The 17,362-nt window shown below is 27.2% G+C and carries 15 protein-coding genes; all 15 read left to right on the top strand.

Features of this window, described 5'->3' with window-relative positions:
• The first annotated feature begins 6 nt into the window (after window positions 1-6).
• The 15 genes from ACNI28_RS03675 (at window position 7) to ACNI28_RS03605 (ending at window position 17,362) form a co-directional block, all read left to right on the top strand.
• Entirely contained in the window at window positions 7-1,371 is a 1,365-nt protein-coding gene (locus ACNI28_RS03675) for a hypothetical protein (protein WP_419765635.1), read from the top strand.
• Window positions 1,358-2,314: an NAD-dependent epimerase/dehydratase family protein gene (locus ACNI28_RS03670; protein WP_419765634.1), complete on the top strand. Its 957-nt coding sequence runs from the start codon at window positions 1,358-1,360 to the stop codon at window positions 2,312-2,314. Before ACNI28_RS03675 ends, ACNI28_RS03670 begins: the two co-directional genes overlap by 14 nt.
• A gap of 17 nt (window positions 2,315-2,331) precedes the next feature.
• Window positions 2,332-3,294, top strand: coding sequence for a methionyl-tRNA formyltransferase (locus ACNI28_RS03665; RefSeq protein WP_419765632.1), 963 nt, complete (start codon window positions 2,332-2,334; stop codon window positions 3,292-3,294).
• Entirely contained in the window at window positions 3,295-4,029 is a 735-nt protein-coding gene (locus tag ACNI28_RS03660) for a polysaccharide deacetylase WbmS family protein (protein WP_419765631.1), read from the top strand.
• Window positions 4,007-4,957 (top strand): methionyl-tRNA formyltransferase, encoded by a 951-nt coding sequence (locus ACNI28_RS03655; protein ID WP_419765629.1) that lies wholly within the window; start codon window positions 4,007-4,009, stop codon window positions 4,955-4,957. Before ACNI28_RS03660 ends, ACNI28_RS03655 begins: the two co-directional genes overlap by 23 nt.
• A complete protein-coding gene (locus ACNI28_RS03650) occupies window positions 4,954-6,111 on the top strand; it encodes a glycosyltransferase (RefSeq protein WP_419765627.1) in 1,158 nt (385 codons plus the stop codon). Before ACNI28_RS03655 ends, ACNI28_RS03650 begins: the two co-directional genes overlap by 4 nt.
• Window positions 6,105-7,199 (top strand): hypothetical protein, encoded by a 1,095-nt coding sequence (locus ACNI28_RS03645; RefSeq protein WP_419765625.1) that lies wholly within the window; start codon window positions 6,105-6,107, stop codon window positions 7,197-7,199. The genes ACNI28_RS03650 and ACNI28_RS03645 overlap by 7 nt, the downstream gene beginning before the upstream one ends.
• Complete coding sequence (gene asnB, locus ACNI28_RS03640) at window positions 7,192-9,000, top strand: asparagine synthase (glutamine-hydrolyzing) (protein ID WP_419765623.1); 1,809 nt, start codon at window positions 7,192-7,194, stop codon at window positions 8,998-9,000. The genes ACNI28_RS03645 and asnB (ACNI28_RS03640) overlap by 8 nt, the downstream gene beginning before the upstream one ends.
• A 9-nt stretch (window positions 9,001-9,009) precedes the next feature.
• Complete coding sequence (locus ACNI28_RS03635; RefSeq protein ID WP_419765622.1) at window positions 9,010-10,710, top strand: ABC transporter ATP-binding protein/permease; 1,701 nt, start codon at window positions 9,010-9,012, stop codon at window positions 10,708-10,710.
• A 15-nt stretch (window positions 10,711-10,725) separates the two neighbouring features.
• Window positions 10,726-11,550 (top strand): class I SAM-dependent methyltransferase, encoded by an 825-nt coding sequence (locus ACNI28_RS03630; RefSeq protein WP_419765620.1) that lies wholly within the window; start codon window positions 10,726-10,728, stop codon window positions 11,548-11,550.
• 7 nt (window positions 11,551-11,557) lie between these two features.
• A complete protein-coding gene (locus tag ACNI28_RS03625; protein WP_419765619.1) occupies window positions 11,558-12,712 on the top strand; it encodes a glycosyltransferase in 1,155 nt (384 codons plus the stop codon).
• A gap of 157 nt (window positions 12,713-12,869) precedes the next feature.
• Window positions 12,870-13,853 (top strand): hypothetical protein, encoded by a 984-nt coding sequence (locus ACNI28_RS03620; protein ID WP_419765617.1) that lies wholly within the window; start codon window positions 12,870-12,872, stop codon window positions 13,851-13,853.
• Window positions 13,841-15,652, top strand: a complete 1,812-nt coding sequence (gene asnB, locus ACNI28_RS03615; protein WP_419765615.1) for an asparagine synthase (glutamine-hydrolyzing) — start codon at window positions 13,841-13,843, stop codon at window positions 15,650-15,652. Before ACNI28_RS03620 ends, asnB (ACNI28_RS03615) begins: the two co-directional genes overlap by 13 nt.
• Window positions 15,610-16,788: a glycosyltransferase family 4 protein gene (locus tag ACNI28_RS03610; RefSeq protein ID WP_419765613.1), complete on the top strand. Its 1,179-nt coding sequence runs from the start codon at window positions 15,610-15,612 to the stop codon at window positions 16,786-16,788. Before asnB (ACNI28_RS03615) ends, ACNI28_RS03610 begins: the two co-directional genes overlap by 43 nt.
• Window positions 16,772-17,362 carry a sugar transferase gene (locus tag ACNI28_RS03605; protein WP_419765611.1) on the top strand — a complete coding sequence of 197 codons (591 nt, stop codon included), beginning with the start codon at window positions 16,772-16,774 and terminating at the stop codon, window positions 17,360-17,362. The genes ACNI28_RS03610 and ACNI28_RS03605 overlap by 17 nt, the downstream gene beginning before the upstream one ends.

The following is a 17,362-nucleotide window of genomic DNA, read 5'->3' as shown; positions in this document are numbered from 1 at the left end:
TGATATATGTATAAGTTATTAAGATACTTACCATTTTTTTGTTCATTTATTATAAGGTATATATTTGTTCGACAGCAGCAAATTAATAGACCTGAGAAATTGGAAAAAATCCAATATCATGAAAAGGGATTATTATCTAATTACAGAAAAAAATTTCCAAATTTGGTTCGAGAAAAGAGAACAAAAAATAAGAATTCTAATAAAATAAAAATTGGTTTTTTTTATGTTATAACTGGAAGTATAAGTTTTCAATCATCAATTTTCAAGAATGTACCAGAAAATATAGAGATTTTTTTATATGATTTAAAGTATACAGAAAAAATAGATGAAGAGTTAAAAAAATATAATTATAATGAGTATCAATTGAAAATGGATCATTCAAGAAATGGAATAATAAATATTCTTAAAAGAATTTTTGAAGACAAATTTGATTGGAAAAAAGTTGTTACTCAAATAAATAAAGACAAAGTTGATATATTATTAACGATACCGTCTGCTTTTTGCGGTTTTACACATCAAAAAGTTATTGAAGGCATTGATACTCCCTACATAATTGATATCTCAGCTGGTAATATACCAACATTCAACAATCGAATTGACTTACATGGTCAAATTCAATTACCTCCTTATTATGAAATAAAAGAACATAGGCTATATTCTCATAAGTTAAAAGGAAACTTGAATACTGAGAATTTCAGATATATGTTTTTTTATGCAAAAAGAGATATTGAATTACCAAAATTAATAGCTTTGGAAGATAAAAAAGATATAATATTTATTCATAGCAGATTGTCAAAATTGAGTAATGACTGGCTTGAAGTTATTAGTGAAATTTTACTTATTAATAAAACAACAAGTTTATGTTTTATGGGAAATGAGACTGAATACCTTTCTGATATAGAGAGTTTTTTTAAGAAAAAATCATTATTTGAAAGAGTACATTATCTAGGATATTATGACATTTCGAATGTAGATAATACAGGTAAGATTATCGATAAAGGTTGGCTGCAAGCAATAGAATATTTGAAAGAATCAAAAGTTATGGTTGATACATTCCCCGCAAATGGAGGATCGACCAAAATAGAGGCTTATTTGAGTGGACTACCAGTTATCTCATTAGAGGATAACTATTATGATGTGAATAAATCTTTTGATACTTTTGTAAATATACAGTCAATTGTCCCTAAAAGTGGAATGGCACATTCACGAGATGAGTACATTCAAAAAGTAACAAGAATTTTGAATAATGATACAAGTTTATATAATAATATAATAATTGAACAGAAAAAATTATCACGTAAATTTACAGATGAAAAATATTTGTGGGATACAATTTTAAATAACTATAGGAGAGAAGATGATAACGAATAAGAGAATATTTATTACGGGTGGTGCTGGTTTTATTGGTTCAACATTAGCGTCAAGATTATGTGATGATAACGAACTAGTACTTTTTGATAATTTAGCACGAAATACAATAAAACATACAAATTTATTGAGCCATAAAAACATTACATTAGTTGAAGGTGATATATTAAACTATGAACTAATTAGAGATTCAATGAAAGGAGCGGATATAGTTGTTCATGCTGCAGCAATTGCTGGTATTGATACTGTTTCAACATATCCTGTTACAACTATGGAAGTAAATATGGTTGGTACTTCTAATGTTTTAAGAGCAGCAGTAGAAAATAAGATAGAAAATCGTGTTCTTGAATTTTCAACATCTGAAATTTTTGGTTCGATGGCCTATCGAGTTGATGAAGCAACAAATAGTGTTGCAGGTTCAGTTGGAGAATCAAGATGGGTATATGCTGTTAGTAAGTTAGCTGGAGAACACTTGGCTCATGCATACTACAAACAATATAACTTACCAACTGTTACTGTAAGACCTTTTAATGTTTATGGACCTGGACAAACTGGTGAAGGTGCAATACAAATTTTTATTAGAAAAGCATTGAATAATGAAGACATTACTATATATGGGGATGGAACACAAATTCGTGCATGGTGTTTTGTTGATGATATGGTTGAAGGTCTATTAAAGTCTTTAGAACATCCAAAAGCTGTCGGAGAATCATTTAATATAGGAAATGCAAGAGCCGTAACAACAATTTATGGTTTGGCAGAAGTCGTATGTAGAGTTTTAAATTCAGAATCGAAAATTATATTTAAAGACCCTTTATCTGCAGATATTGAATTAAGAATACCTGAAACAAAAAAAGCAGATGATATTATAGGATTTAAAGCACAAATAGATTTGGAAGAAGGTATTTTAAAAACTGCTGAGTGGTATAAAAATAATAAAATTTAATATAGGATTACTAATTAATGAATGTAATTTTTTTAGGGGCAACAAAGTTTAGTTTAGAATTAATTGACTTTCTAGTTAATAATGATATTAAAATACAAGCAATTTATACAACTAAAGAAAATATTGTATTACCTAAAAGTAAAACAAAAATAAATAATGTTAATCATGTTGACTTATATGAGTATAAATATTTAAAAGACACACCTATTAGAGAAGTAGCTGAAGAAAAATCTTTATCTGCATATAAAGAAGAAATTTCTAATTTTAATCCTGATGTTATTATTGCTGCAGGCTGGTACTATATGGTACCAGAAGCAGTTAGAGTAATCCCAAAAAATGGTGTTTGGGGCATACATGCTTCTTTCTTACCAAAATATGCAGGATGGTCACCTTTGGTATGGGCCTTGATAAATGGTGAAAATGATACTGGTGTTACAATATTTAAAATGGATAATAGTATTGATGGTGGAGATATCGTTAAGCAGAAGAAAATTAACATAGACTTTGATGATACCATTGATACTTTATATAAAAAAGTAACAGAAACTACAAAAAGTATTTTAAAAAATTTACTAAGTGAAGAAAGTAAAATCAATTTTACGAAACAAAATCAGGAAAGTCTTGAAGTTTATCCTCGTAGAACAGAATCTGATGGAATATTAGATTTTAATCAAAATGCTTTGCAAGTGTATAATTTTGTAAGGGCACAAACACGTCCCTATCCTGGAGCATTTGCATATTTAGATGAAAAAAAGCTGATATTATGGATAACTAAACCTTCTAATAAGGTTTTTCAGGATAAGGAACTAGGTGAGATTGTTATTGAAAATGAAATTGCATATATCTCTTTAGTTGAATCATCTATAATAGTAAATGAAGTTGAATATGAAAATAAAACATGGAATTTTAATAAGTTGGTGATGGAAAAAAAATTAGAAGGTTCACTTATTTATACTTCAATTAAGAAAATGGAAGAGTAGATGTTTGATATTATAGAAAATATTGATGTAAATGATTTAGAATGGAAAAATAAAATATTTTTGACCTTTGATATTGACTGGGCATCAGATGAAGTATTAGAATACACATTAGATATTATAGAAAAAAATAATTTAAAAGCAACAGTTTTTGTTACTCATGACACAGTCTTATTAGACCGAATGAAATCAAATAAAAATATAGAACTTGGTATACATCCTAATTTTAATCCATTGGTAAATGGAGATTTTAGATATGGAAAAAACTTAAAGGAAGTATTAGAATACTATTTAAATTTTGTACCTAATGCGAAATCTGTTCGAAGTCATGATCTAAAACAAAAAACAGAACTTTTAAAACTTTTTAGTGAATATGGTTTAACCTATGACTGTAATATTTATTTACCTCACAATTCAGGTATTATTAATAAACCATTTAAACACTTTGATAATAAATTATTAAGAGTTCCTCATTTTTGGGAAGATGATATTCATTGCTTATATGAAGATAGTTGGATTATTGATGATTATTTAAAGTATGATGGAATAAAAGTATTTGATTTTCATCCAATTCATATCTTTCTTAATACAGAAAACTTAAATCGATACGAAAATAGTAGAGAATGGCATCGTGAACATGCCCTTTTACAGGAACATAAGAATGTAAATCATATTGGAGTAGAAGGTTTTTTATATGATATTATAAGGAGGGTTAATGAACATAGCAATAATAGGTAGAACAAAAACATTACTCAACACAGCAAAATTACTACATGAGAAGGGCTTTACTATAAAAGCTGTAATTACAGCTCCAGCTGCTCCTGAATACGATGTTTCAGAAATAGATTTTGAAAATTTTTCAAAATTAATTAATGCGTATTTTATTTCCACTAACAAAATTAATAGTTTAAAAGAACAAATAAGTTCATTAGATTGCGATATTGGAATAAGTATGAACTATACAAATACTATTTCAGAAGGAATAATAGAATGTTTTGACCTTGGAATATTAAATGCACATTTAGGAGATTTACCTAAATATAGAGGTAATGCAACTCCCAATTGGGCTATTATAAATGGAGAATCAAGTATACCTTTGTGTATACATTATATGGTGGGTGGTGAATTAGACTCCGGACCTGTTGTTGCAAAAGACTATAAAAAAATTTTAATGAATACAAAAGCAGGTGAAGTTTACAAATGGGCTGAAGAAATTTGTCCAAAATTATATTTTGATGCATTAAGAAAATTGAAACTAGATAAAAGTTATGTATTATATAGACAATCAACTGATTTAAGTGATATTATAAGATGTTATCCTCGAATACCTGAAGATTCTAAAATTGACTGGAAAAGCTCTAATAGTGACATTGTAAGACTAGTTAATGCAAGTGCAAAGCCATTTAGTGGAGCATATTCGTATTATGAAGGAAAAAAAATCATCTTTGAAGACTGTGAAATCTGCAATGATAATGAGCAGTATTTTGCAATACCAGGTCAAATATCTGAGATTAATAAAGAAGAAGGTTATATAAAGATCATTACTGGAAAGAGTAAAATAAAAGTTTTAAAAATAATCTATGATGATGTAGAAATGAAACCAATAGAGGTTATTAAATCAATACGGAAAAGATTTATTTCAAGTCTTGAAACGAGTATATATTGAAAATTGCATGTATTGGTAATATGAATAATATGCTTTTTGTTTTTATGAAGCATCTTAGAGATAAAGGAATAGCTGCAGATTTATTTTTGTTTAATAATGAGATGGAACATTTTTTACCTTGTAATGATACAAAATATAAAGATTATAAAAAATATATTAAACAGCTAACCTGGGGTTCACCTGAATCATTTTTTGTTAAATCTAAACAAAATATAATAGAAGACTTGGATGGATATGATATTTATATTGGATCAGGCTTTAGTCCTGCTTTTTTTAAAAAAGCAGGACTTAAACTTGATTTCTTTGCACAATATGGTTCAGATTTATATGAAGTGCCATTCAAGAGTTTTTCCTTAAAACCCAGAGATTTTTTGTTATGGAATATTGGAAGATACCAGAAAAAAGGAATTCTTGAAAGTAAACACATAATTAATGAAATAATAAGTGATTACCTCACTGAACCTTTAAAAAATCTAAAAAGAGATTATATTACTTTACGAAGGCCTCTTGTTCATGATATAGAATCTTTTTGTGATAATCATAAAATAGAAAAACTAATTATTGAGACAAGAAAGAGAACAGAATTTTTAATATTCTCACAAGCAAGACATTTGTGGAAAAACGTGGAGTTTTTTTATGGGGTTGCAGAATCAAAGGGTAATGACGTATTAATTCGAGGTTTTGCCAAATTTTCAAATGTAACTTTAAAAAAAACAAAACTGGTATTAGTAGAATATGGTCCTGATGTTGAAGAATCTAAAAAACTTATTCAGGAATTGAAGATTGAACAGAATATTATCTGGATACCCAAAACAAGTAGAAGCTGTATCTTAAAAGTAATACAGTATTCAGATTTGATAGTTGACCAATTTATGATTGATACAATAGGATGTAGTGGCTGGGAAGCTATTGCATCAGGAAAAAACCTGGTAGGGTTTATACCCAAGGAAAACTATACGGTATCTGAACAAGAGAATATTCCCCCAATGTTTCATGAAAAGACAATTAATGGTGTTTTTGAACTATTAAGTAATTTTGATGAAAAAAGATATGACGAAACATATATACAAATTTGGTATAAAAGTTTTATAGAGAGAATAATGAATGAATGGTTAGATATATTTCAAACTTACTATAAAGATAATAAATGTTAAGTTTGTTTATAGTAGTTGTTTTTTTTATTTCCATACTAATAGGTGTTGTTATTGGACATTATAAGATATTCCCTTTTTACTATTTATACAAATATAAAAACTTTATAGCTGTAAAACTTAAAAAAAGAGTAAAGAATGAAAAAATTGGAACATTTAATGAAAGTCCACTGGATATATTTTTTACAGAATCTTTACCTACAACACAATTGCGCTATAATGCAATTACTGATGAGAATTCCCTCGAGAATATTTTAGATAAGATGAGTATACCAAGCCAATATTTTTTTAATGCATATAAGAATATAGAATTGGTATCTTTTGATCAAAATGGAGAAATATGTAAATTAGTTTATAAGGTGAATGATCTAACGCAAGAAGCATTTTTTTATTCAAATGGGAAAAAGTCTAATGATGTTATTCTAACAATTCCAGGTAGTGGAGAAAATCACTCTTACGATATTGTGACAAACAATATACGAACATATCACAATACATTTGGAACACCTTCAGCGTTGTTAGAAGAGAGTACACATTTTGTTTTAATAAAGCCCAATGAAGACTATTTGTCAATTCATAATAACGAATATAAACTCTCTTATAATGCATTGTATAAAACGCTATTAAACAAAGGTAGTTCATATAGCGTTAAATATTTGATTGATGCCATGGCCCTCGTTAAATATTGTAAAACAAATGAACAAAAAGTAATTCTTAATGGATTATCACAAGGTGCAGAAGCTTGTTTATATGTATCTTTACAAGCAGAACCCTATATGACAATTATGTCTTCTGGCTATTCAATATTTAATTCAATATTAGATTACGGAAGCTTTGATCAAATAATTATTAGTAACATAAGAAATGTGTATTCACCTGAATATATTAAAAGTATGATTAAACAACAATCTACGAAGTATATATTAACATATGGTAAAGAAGAGCAATGTATTTATGGATATGAAGCTAAAAATAATTTAACTCAGAACTATTATAAGGATCTTCAAAATGTATACTTTTATAGTCATGAGTATGCACATATAATGCCAGTTAAGGAGTTAAATAAGATGATAAAAGAGTTCTATGTGTAGTGTTTTTGGAAGTTATAATCCACGTTTTGATATTAAAGAGTTCGAAAGATATAATAATCGATTAAAACACCGAGGGCCAGACAATAGTTCTGTAAAAGAGTATACTTTAAAAAATAAGGTATTGTTTTTTGGGCATAATCGTCTTGCAATACAAGATTTATCAACAAGTGCTGTTCAGCCAATGGAAAATGATAAATATGTCATAGTTTTTAATGGGGAAATATATAATCACAATGAAATTAGGGCTGAATTAAAGTTCAATTCTTTTATATCTTCTTCTGACACAGAAACAATTTTATACAGTTTTATGGAATTAGGAATAGAAAAAACATTAGAAAAACTCATTGGAATGTTTGCCATTGCTTTATTTGATAAGCTTGAGCAAAAAGTATACTTAATAAGAGATAGGGTTGGAATAAAACCATTATATTATAGTAATAGTGGTGATGAATTTGTTTTCGCAAGTGAATTAAAAGCTTTCCCTAATCATTTAAAAGAAAAAGTATCAAAAAAAGCTAAAATACAATTTATGACATTAGGTTATATCCCAAAGAATAATACGTATTACGAAGGTATTAATAAGTTAGAAGCTGGTTACTATTTAACTTTTGATGGAGTTTCTACAACGACAAAAAAATATTGGGACATTCCTTCTTCTGTACAAAACATTGAATATAATGAAGCTCTTGTGAAAACAGAAGAATTACTTCATAGTTCAATTAAGTATAGGTTGTTATCTGATGTTGAAGTCGGAAGTTTTTTGAGTGGAGGAATTGATAGTAGTTTAGTAACTTCAATTATGCAAAAAGAGTCATCAAATAGAATAAAAACGTTCTCTATTGGCTTTGAAGACAAGAAATATGATGAATCTATGTATGCAAAGCAAATTGCTGAATATCTAGAAACTGATCATTATGAATATAAGTTCAAAGCAAATGATGTATTAGCATTGGTGGATCAGTATGATAATCATTATGATGAACCATTTGGAGATGCTTCCAGTTTACCTATGATGCTTTTGTCTAAAATTACAAAAGACGAAGTTACAGTATCCTTAAGTGGTGATGGTGGTGATGAGCTTTTTTTAGGATACGACAGGTATTTTATGGTTAATAAGTATTTTAATAAATTAAAGGTGCTACCTAAACCTTTAAGAAGTGTTATGTCAATATTAATGAAATATAGTTGTTCAGATAAATTGCAAAAATTAAGTTTTCCACTTAATAATCTGAGTGAAGAAAATTTGTATTCGATTTTATATAGTGCAATAAAACCTTGGGAAGTTAATTCTGTATTTGACCAAGATTACATTAATGAGGCATTTGGTAAATCTAGTTTAACCTTATATGATATACTAGAGTATAATGATGATAATACTAATTTATTTGATAAGTTTAGTCGCTTAGATTTTCATAGATACCTTAAGGATGATATTTTAACTAAAGTTGATAGAGCAAGTATGGCATATAGTTTAGAGGCTAGAGTTCCTTTATTAGATCATCGGCTAGTAGAACATGCATATTCTTTGCCACCGGAATTGAAACTAAGAAATGGTCCTAAATCAATATTAAAAGATATATTGTATAAACATATACCAAAAGAGTTAGTTGAGCGCCCTAAAAAAGGATTTGGCGTACCTCTTCAGACCTGGTTTAGAAAAGAACTAAAAGATATAGTATTTGAAAAAATAAATATTTTGGATGATAGTGTAAATAAAAATTTCTTAATTAAAGTATTCAATGAGCATCAAAAAGGTAAAAACTTTGAATATATTTTATGGAATATAATGAGATTAAAATAAAGGACATCTTTGTATATTTTAAAAAAACTAAATTTACTTTTATCGAAAGAAGATAAACGATTATTATTTCTATTGATTTTTTTTTCAATAATAGTAGCTTTATTAGAAACAGTCGGAATAGCTGCAATTATGCCCTTTATATCAATTGCAAGTAATTTTGATTTAATTAATAGCAATGAATACTTTAAGTATTTTTATGATTTATTTGGCTTTTCAAACCCACATGATTTTGTAGTGGTTTTTGGCTTATTATTAGTGACTTTTTATCTTTTTAGAGGCTTTATAAATATCACATATATCTATATGTTAGCTTTATTTTCAAAAGGTAAAATACACGTATTTGCTTACAAGTTATTTGAAAACTATTTAGGAATGTCGTATCATAGTTTTATAAATAGAAATAGCAGTGATTTAACAAAAATAATGACCCATGAAACACAACATTTATCTGTAATAATATCGGCACTATTACTTATGACCAGTGAGTTTTTTGTTGTAACTTTTATCTATAGTGTTTTTTTATATATTGATTGGAAAATTACTATTTTAATGACATTTTTTTTAGGGATAAATACTGTCTTTTTGATTAAAAAGGTTTCATCAAAAATTAAACACCAAGGAAAGGTAAGAGAAGAGTATCAAAAAAAGTTTTTTGAAATAATAAGTAGTACATTTGGAAATTATAAAATTATAAAATTACAATCAAATGACCAAATGATTTTTCAGGAATTTAGAAAAACAAGTAAGTCCTTTACTCGATCTATTACGCTATATGAAACTTTAGCCCAGTTTCCAAAACTTTTTTTAGAGACATTGGGATTTGGTATGATAACATTAGTCATTGTATATTTAGTTTATACACAGGAAAGTGATGTCTCTACTTTAATGGGTATTTTATCCATGTTTGTTTTAGGGTTATATCGTTTAATGCCTTCTGCAAATAGATTACTAGTTGGGTATAATCAAATAATGTATTATCATAAGTCATTAGATTTGATTCACAATGATTTAATATATGATGGAGAACAACTGGGAGAGAAAAAAGTTGAATTTAATAATTCAATTACACTAAATAGTATTTTCTTTGAGTATGAAATGAATAAGAAGATTTTGAATAACATTAATTTAGAGATTAAGAAAAATCAAAAAATTGCATTTATAGGTCCCAGTGGTTCTGGGAAAAGTACACTTGTAGATATTATATTAGGATTGTATAAACCTGTTTCTGGAACGATACAAATTGATAATAAGTTTTTAGACAATTCAAATGTTAAACAATGGCGTAATAAAATTGGATATATACCTCAAAGTGTGTATCTTTTTGAAGGAACAGTAGGTCAAAATGTCTCATTTGGTAATTTCTATGATGAAAATAAAGTAAAACAAGTTCTTAAAAAAGCAAAGATTTTAGATTTTTTGGAAACAAATTTAGATGGCCTTAATACCATGGTTGGAGAAGGTGGAATAAAGCTTAGTGGAGGACAAAAGCAGAGAATTGCAATAGCAAGAGCATTATATTTAGATCCTGAAGTTTTAGTTTTAGATGAAGCTACCTCGGCTCTTGATGAAAATATTGAAAGTCAAATAATGAATGAAATTTATAAGATATCTAAAGATAAAACCCTAATTATAATAGCACATCGTTTAAGTACTATTAACAAATGTGAAAAGATCTATAAAATTGAAGATCATAACTTAATAAAAGTATAATATAAAGGCAACAGAATGAGTAATATAGATAACAAAACAGTAAGTGGATTTGGTTATCAATGGAAAACTTACAAACAAGATAAGTTAGTAGAAGAAGAATATGACGATATTTTTGAAGGATATTTTAAAATATTTCCTTTTGAAAAATTGAATGATGATTCTGTTGGATTTGATTTGGGCTGTGGTAGTGGTCGGTGGGCAGAAGGAATTGCGCCAAAAGTAGGTAAACTTTATTGTATTGATCCTAGTATTGATGCTCTTAATGTAGCTAAAAACAAATTATCTCACTTCAATAATGTAGAATTTTTAAATAATGGTGTTGATGAAATTAAACTTGAAGATAATTCAATGGATTTTGGCTATTCATTAGGTGTATTACACCATATACCAGATACTACAAAAGGAATAAAGAATTGCGTTGATAAATTAAAAAGCGGAGGGTTCTTTTTAATTTATTTGTACTACTCACTTGATAATAAACCATTTTGGTATAAAGCTTTATGGAAGGCTAGCAATATAGTAAGAATGATTATTTCTAAAATGCCCAACAGGTTAAAATTATTGGTGACAAAAGTAATTGCATTATTGGTATATTTGCCATTGGCAAGAACTTCCTTATTGTTAGAAAAACTTGGATTATCAGTTGATAACTTCCCTTTAAGTGCGTATAGAGATAAAAGTTTTTATACTATGAAAACAGATTCATTTGATAGATTTTCAACAAGATTAGAACATCGTTTTTCGAAAGTGGAAATTCACGAGATGATGGGGAAAGCTGGCTTAAAAGATATAGTTTTTAATGATGCCGTACCTTACTGGGTGGCAGTTGGTAGAAAGTAACTAAATTATGAAAAAAAACTTATCTATTTTGATTAATTCTATGGCTGGTGGTGGAGCGGAAAGAGTTGTTTCAATAATAGTATCTGAATTAAATAAATATTACAATATCCATTTAGTTATTTTAAATGGAGTTGTTGAGTATCAAATACCTAGCAATATCCCAATTATATGTTTGGATAAATCAGGTTTTTTTGAGCGTAATATAATTACAAAATTAATAGCATTGCCTATATTTGCATATAAGTATTACAAGCTTTGTAAAGAAAAACAAATTGATATTAGCTTTTCTTTATTGACAAGATCAAACTACATAAACATTTTAAGTAAAAAGCTTTTTTCTTCAACTATAAAAACAATTGTTAATGAGAGGGGTACTCCTTCATTATATTACGGATCGAAAAGTTTCAATTCGATATTGAACAAAAGGATGATTACTTTTTTCTATCCTTATGCAGATAGTATTATTACTAATGCAAAGGGAAATAGAAAAGATTTAGAAAGAAATTTTCAACTTAATAATAGTAAATTATCTACTTTATATAATCCTGTAGACTATCAATATATAATTGAATGTACTAAAGATGAAATTGATACGTTTGATTCATCAAGATTTACTTTTGTTACAGTTGGTAGATTAGATAAGGGTAAAAACCATGAGCTTATTTTGAAGGCTTTAAAACAATTTAACGATGCTCAATTGATAATTATAGGAAAGGGTGAACTTTATAGTTATTTGATAGCAAAAGTAAAAGAATATAAACTAATTGATAGAGTACAACTTATTGGTTTTGATTCTAATCCATTTAAGTACTTAATAAAAAGTGATTGTTTTGTATTTACATCAAATTATGAAGGTTTTCCCAATGTATTAGCAGAAGCACTTTGTTGTAACTTACCTATTATATCAACTGACTGTACAAGTGGTCCAAGAGAGATTTTAATGGGTGATACTAATATAGAACAATTGGAAGAAAATATGGAGATAGGGGAATATGGTATTTTGATTCCACCTAATAACCTTAACAGTTTAATTAAAGCAATGGACTTAATTATGGATAATAATGAATTAAGAAATAGTTTAAAAGACAAGTCTACAGAAAGAGTACTAGATTTTTCTAAAGAAATTTTTATTAAAAACGTAATAAAAGTAATAAATAAATAATATGTTGTATTTTGAAAGTGTAAGTCAAGTTATAACAGCTTTTTTAGTTTGGTTTATAGGTTTTATATTATTTTTGTATTTAAGTAAGATTTTTAAAGTCAGAATAAAAATCACTATAGTGTTATATCTATGGCATACATTATTTTCACTTTTTTATATGATATATTGTGATTACTTTGTTTCGGATTCAAAAGGTTATTTTACTTATTTTGCAATTGCTGAACCTGATACATTAATATTTAACCCAGGAACACAATTTATTGAATATCTTGTCTATATTTTTTATAACTTTTTAAACCTATCATGGTTTGGTCAGTTTATGTTTTTTCATCTTTTTGGGTTCTTAGGTATTTTATTATTTTATTCAAGTATAGTCCAAACTATAAAAGACCAGCTTATAAAAAAAATTGCTCTGGTTATAATCTTTTTCCCGAGTATCCATTTTTGGTCTGTTGCGATAGGTAAAGAGCCATTTTCAATGATGTCAATAGGATTGACATTATACTCAATAATTGATTTAAAAAATAGATATTTATTATTAATATTTGGAATATTTACAATGTTTATGATTAGACCACACATTGCTGGAATTATGATAATTTCTTTTGTCTTATATTTTATAATAACGATAAATATAAATAGCATTATGAAAATTTTAATTTTTTTTATAGGAATTTGTATAGCGGTTTTGATTGGAAATATATTTTTAAATTATATGGGACTTGGAGTATCTGATGTTAAAGAATATATTTTGTTGAAAGGGACATTTAATCAACATGGTGATGGTGCAGTAGATATTACTCAAATGACATATTTAGAACAGTTATTTACATATGCCTTTAGACCAGTATTTTATGATGTAAAAAATATACTTGGATTTTTTGTATCTTTTGAGAATTTATTCTTTTTAGTTCTATTCATACTTTTTTTATATGAGTTTTTTAGAATAAGATTAAATTATAGTGAAAGTTATTTTATCTATATATTTATTTACACTATAGTAATATGGAGTTTGTTGGCTATGACAACTGCTAATTTAGGAATATCATTGAGGCAAAAATGGATGTTTTTTCCTTTTTTCCTTTTTTTAATTTTAAATTATCTTGATAAAAGAGGGAGAGATAAAACATGTGTGGAATAGCAGGAAGTATAAACTATAAAAAGTATAATTTAAACTCTATTAAAGATTCATTATTTCACAGGGGACCAGACGAACAATCTGAGTTCATATGTAATAGTGTTGTATTATTACATACTCGTTTATCTATTCAAGATATTTCACATGGACAGCAACCATTTCATTTTAGTATAAATGGTCAAGAATATTCTATTATTTTTAATGGAGAAATTTATAATCACTTGACATTAAGAGAAGAACTTACTGAATTTGAGTTCTTAACTACGTCAGATACAGAGACATTATTGTATTTATATATAAAATTTCAAGAAAAAATGTATGAAATGCTTGATGGTATGTTTGTGTTTACAATACTTGATAAATCAAAAAACAAACTTGTTTTTGCACGTGATAGAGCAGGGAAAAAACCTTTGTTTTTTTATGAAGATAATGATTCTTTCTTTTTTGCTAGTGAGTTAAATGCAATAAAAACTGCAGTACCTAATATTAAAGTTAATGAAGAGGCAATTTATTCATATATAAGAAGTGGATTTTTCTTTAACTCCTTTACTCCATATCAAAATGTAACAGAAGCAAAAGCAGGACACTATTATGAAGTAGATATTACTTCTAGAGCAATGAGTGAATTCAAATATTTTGATATATTGGATTATTATAATAAGCCACGTATAATGAATTTTGATGTTGCAATACAGCAGCTTGATACTCTATTTCATAAGAGTGTTAAGGATAGACTTTTATCTTCAGACTTAGAAGTAGGTGCTTTTTTAAGTGGTGGAATTGATAGTTCCTTGGCTGTTTCAATTGCAAGTGAGTATACCAATAATCTAAAAACCTTTACCGTGAAATTTGATGGAACATATGATGAATCGCACTTGGCAAAATTAACAGCATTAAAATATAATACAGAACACACAGAGTTAAATATCTCTATGAATTTAAAAGATGATATAGAAACAATACTTTTAAACTATGGACAACCTTTCATGGATAGTAGTGCATTACCCAGCTATTATGTTAGTCGTGAAGCGAAAAAACATGTTACGGTCATTATAAATGGTGATGGTGCAGATGAATTGTTTGGAGGATATAGAAGATATGTTCCTGCTGCAAATAATTTAATTGGAATTGCTAAAAGTTTTTCATTTTTATTAAAAGTATTACCTAAATCAAATAGTAAAAAATCGTTATACAACTATTTTTATAGATTATTAGCTATGTCAAAGAAAGAAGGTCTTGATTTCTATTTAAGTTCTACTTATGATATATATGAAGATGTATATTCTTTCAAAGATAATTCTATTATTACACAAATGGATGAATTTTGTAGAAAGATAGACTTGGATGACTTATCTAAAATGTTATATTCTGATTTTCATCTTTTATTATTTTCTGATTTATTGGTTAAGATGGATATTGCAACCATGTCAAACTCACTGGAAGGAAGAAGCCCTTTTTTGAGTAAATATATGCTTGAGTTTGCTCCTAGATTAGATAACAAATTTAAAGTTAATGGAAAAAATACAAAACATATTTTACGAGAATTGTCTAAAAAATATCTTCCAAAAGAATTAATTACACAGCCCAAAAGAGGTTTTGAAGTGCCACTAAAGGATTGGGTGAATAAGGATTTAAAAGAAAATATTTTTGATACATTAAAACAGAATTCTTATTCTTCTACGTTTATTGAACAGAAATTTATTAATGATATTTTAAATGATAAAATAAGTGTCTCTGATGAAAAGAGAGCAAAAATGTTATGGAATATGTATTGTTTAGAAATATGGAAGAAAAATCAATGAGAGTAGCTTTCTTATCACATATAGATATAAACCTGTATCTTTTTAGATTACCTATCATGATTGAACTGGTTAATAAAGGATATGAAGTTTTTGCAATATGTCCAAAAGGGGAGAAGTTTTATGAATTTAAAAAATATGGAATAACAGCAATTTCATATAAAATTTCAAGAAAGAGTTTAAATCCATTTAAAGAACTTAAAACAATTAGAAATATTTATAAAACAATTAAGCCACTTAATTTAGATATCTTACATAGTTTTACAGCAAAACCTAACATATATGGATCAATTGCAGGACATTTTGCAAAAGTGCCTAAAATTTTGAATACAGTAACTGGTATGGGAAGTTTTTATATACAAAATACTAAAAAAGCTAAAACTATTCGAACTGTAATAGAAAAGCTTTATAAAGAGGCAAATAAAAAAGTAAATGGGGTGATTTTTCAAAATTCTGATGATATGAATTATTTTATTGAAAAAAAGCTTGTTTCTAAAAAAAATGCAATTTTAATTAAAAGTTCTGGTATTGATAGTTTAAAATATGATATTGAAAGAGTAAGTAAAGAGAGAGTTGATGATTTAAAAAATAAGTTAGATATTGGAGATTCTTTAGTTGTATTAATGGTTGCAAGAGCAATTTGGGATAAAGGTATAAAAGAATACTACGAATCTGCAAATTATTTAAGTCAAAAATATCCTAATGTAAAGTTCTTATATGTAGGTGATACTGATGAAGGTAATTTATCATGTGCTAATAAAGAGTTCTTGATATCATCAAATGTAATTTGGTTAGGACATAGAAATGATATTTTAGAATTAACTGCATTATGCGATATTTATGTTTTACCAAGTTATAGGGAGGGAGTTCCTAGAACTTTATTGGAAGCTGCTTCGATGTCAAAGGCTATTATAACTACAAATGCAATTGGATGTCGAGAAGTAGTTAATAATAATTTCAATGGAATTTTAGTTAAGGTTAAAGATTCTAATTCATTATCCTTAGGAATAGAGAAATTAATTTTAGATGAAGATTTAAGACATAAAATGGGTAAAAATGGTAGAATTAAAGTATTAAATGAATTTGATGTTAAAATAGTAGTCAAAGAGTATATGGAAGTTTATGAAAAGAATATTTGATATTTTATTATCATTGATATTATTGATTTGTTTTTCTACAATAATTATTTTTGTGAGTATTTTAGTATATTTAAAAATGGGTAGTCCTATCTTTTTTAGACAAAAACGACCTGGCTATAGAGAAAAAATATTTGGAATATATAAATTCCGTACAATGACAAATGAAACAGATACACAAGGAAATTTACTTCCTGATAAACAAAGACTTGTAGGTTTAGGAAAGTTTATAAGAAGTACAAGCTTAGATGAGTTGCCTCAGCTCTTTAATGTACTAAAGGGAGAAATGAGCTTTGTAGGACCCAGACCATTGCTTATAGAGTATCTTGATTTGTACAATGATGAACAAAAAAGAAGACATGATGTAAAACCAGGTATTACAGGATGGGCGCAAGTGAATGGACGAAATGCTATATCTTGGGAACAAAAGTTTGAGTACGATATAGAATATGTGGATAATCAATCTTTTTGGCTTGATTTAAAAATACTATGGTTAACTTTTTTAAAGGTTATAAAAAGAAGTGATATAAGCTCAAGTTCAAGTGTTACTATGGAAAAGTTTACAGGAAGTAAATGA

The sequence above is a fragment of the Arcobacter denitrificans (SeqCode) genome (assembly GCF_048571185.1).
Taxonomy (GTDB): Bacteria; Campylobacterota; Campylobacteria; order Campylobacterales; family Arcobacteraceae; genus Arcobacter; species Arcobacter denitrificans.
Note: the sequence above shows the minus strand (reverse complement) of the source record. Positions and strands in the feature narration are given on the sequence as shown.

Coding starts and splice junctions, on each gene's coding strand:
- ACNI28_RS03675 (WP_419765635.1), top strand. CDS start 7: ATGTATAAGTTATTAAGATACTTACCATTTTTTTGTTCATTTATTATA.
- ACNI28_RS03670 (WP_419765634.1), top strand. CDS start 1,358: ATGATAACGAATAAGAGAATATTTATTACGGGTGGTGCTGGTTTTATT.
- ACNI28_RS03665 (WP_419765632.1), top strand. CDS start 2,332: ATGAATGTAATTTTTTTAGGGGCAACAAAGTTTAGTTTAGAATTAATT.
- ACNI28_RS03660 (WP_419765631.1), top strand. CDS start 3,295: ATGTTTGATATTATAGAAAATATTGATGTAAATGATTTAGAATGGAAA.
- ACNI28_RS03655 (WP_419765629.1), top strand. CDS start 4,007: ATGAACATAGCAATAATAGGTAGAACAAAAACATTACTCAACACAGCA.
- ACNI28_RS03645 (WP_419765625.1), top strand. CDS start 6,105: ATGTTAAGTTTGTTTATAGTAGTTGTTTTTTTTATTTCCATACTAATA.
- asnB (WP_419765623.1), top strand. CDS start 7,192: ATGTGTAGTGTTTTTGGAAGTTATAATCCACGTTTTGATATTAAAGAG.
- ACNI28_RS03630 (WP_419765620.1), top strand. CDS start 10,726: ATGAGTAATATAGATAACAAAACAGTAAGTGGATTTGGTTATCAATGG.
- ACNI28_RS03625 (WP_419765619.1), top strand. CDS start 11,558: ATGAAAAAAAACTTATCTATTTTGATTAATTCTATGGCTGGTGGTGGA.
- ACNI28_RS03620 (WP_419765617.1), top strand. CDS start 12,870: ATGATATATTGTGATTACTTTGTTTCGGATTCAAAAGGTTATTTTACT.
- asnB (WP_419765615.1), top strand. CDS start 13,841: ATGTGTGGAATAGCAGGAAGTATAAACTATAAAAAGTATAATTTAAAC.
- ACNI28_RS03610 (WP_419765613.1), top strand. CDS start 15,610: ATGGAATATGTATTGTTTAGAAATATGGAAGAAAAATCAATGAGAGTA.
- ACNI28_RS03605 (WP_419765611.1), top strand. CDS start 16,772: ATGAAAAGAATATTTGATATTTTATTATCATTGATATTATTGATTTGT.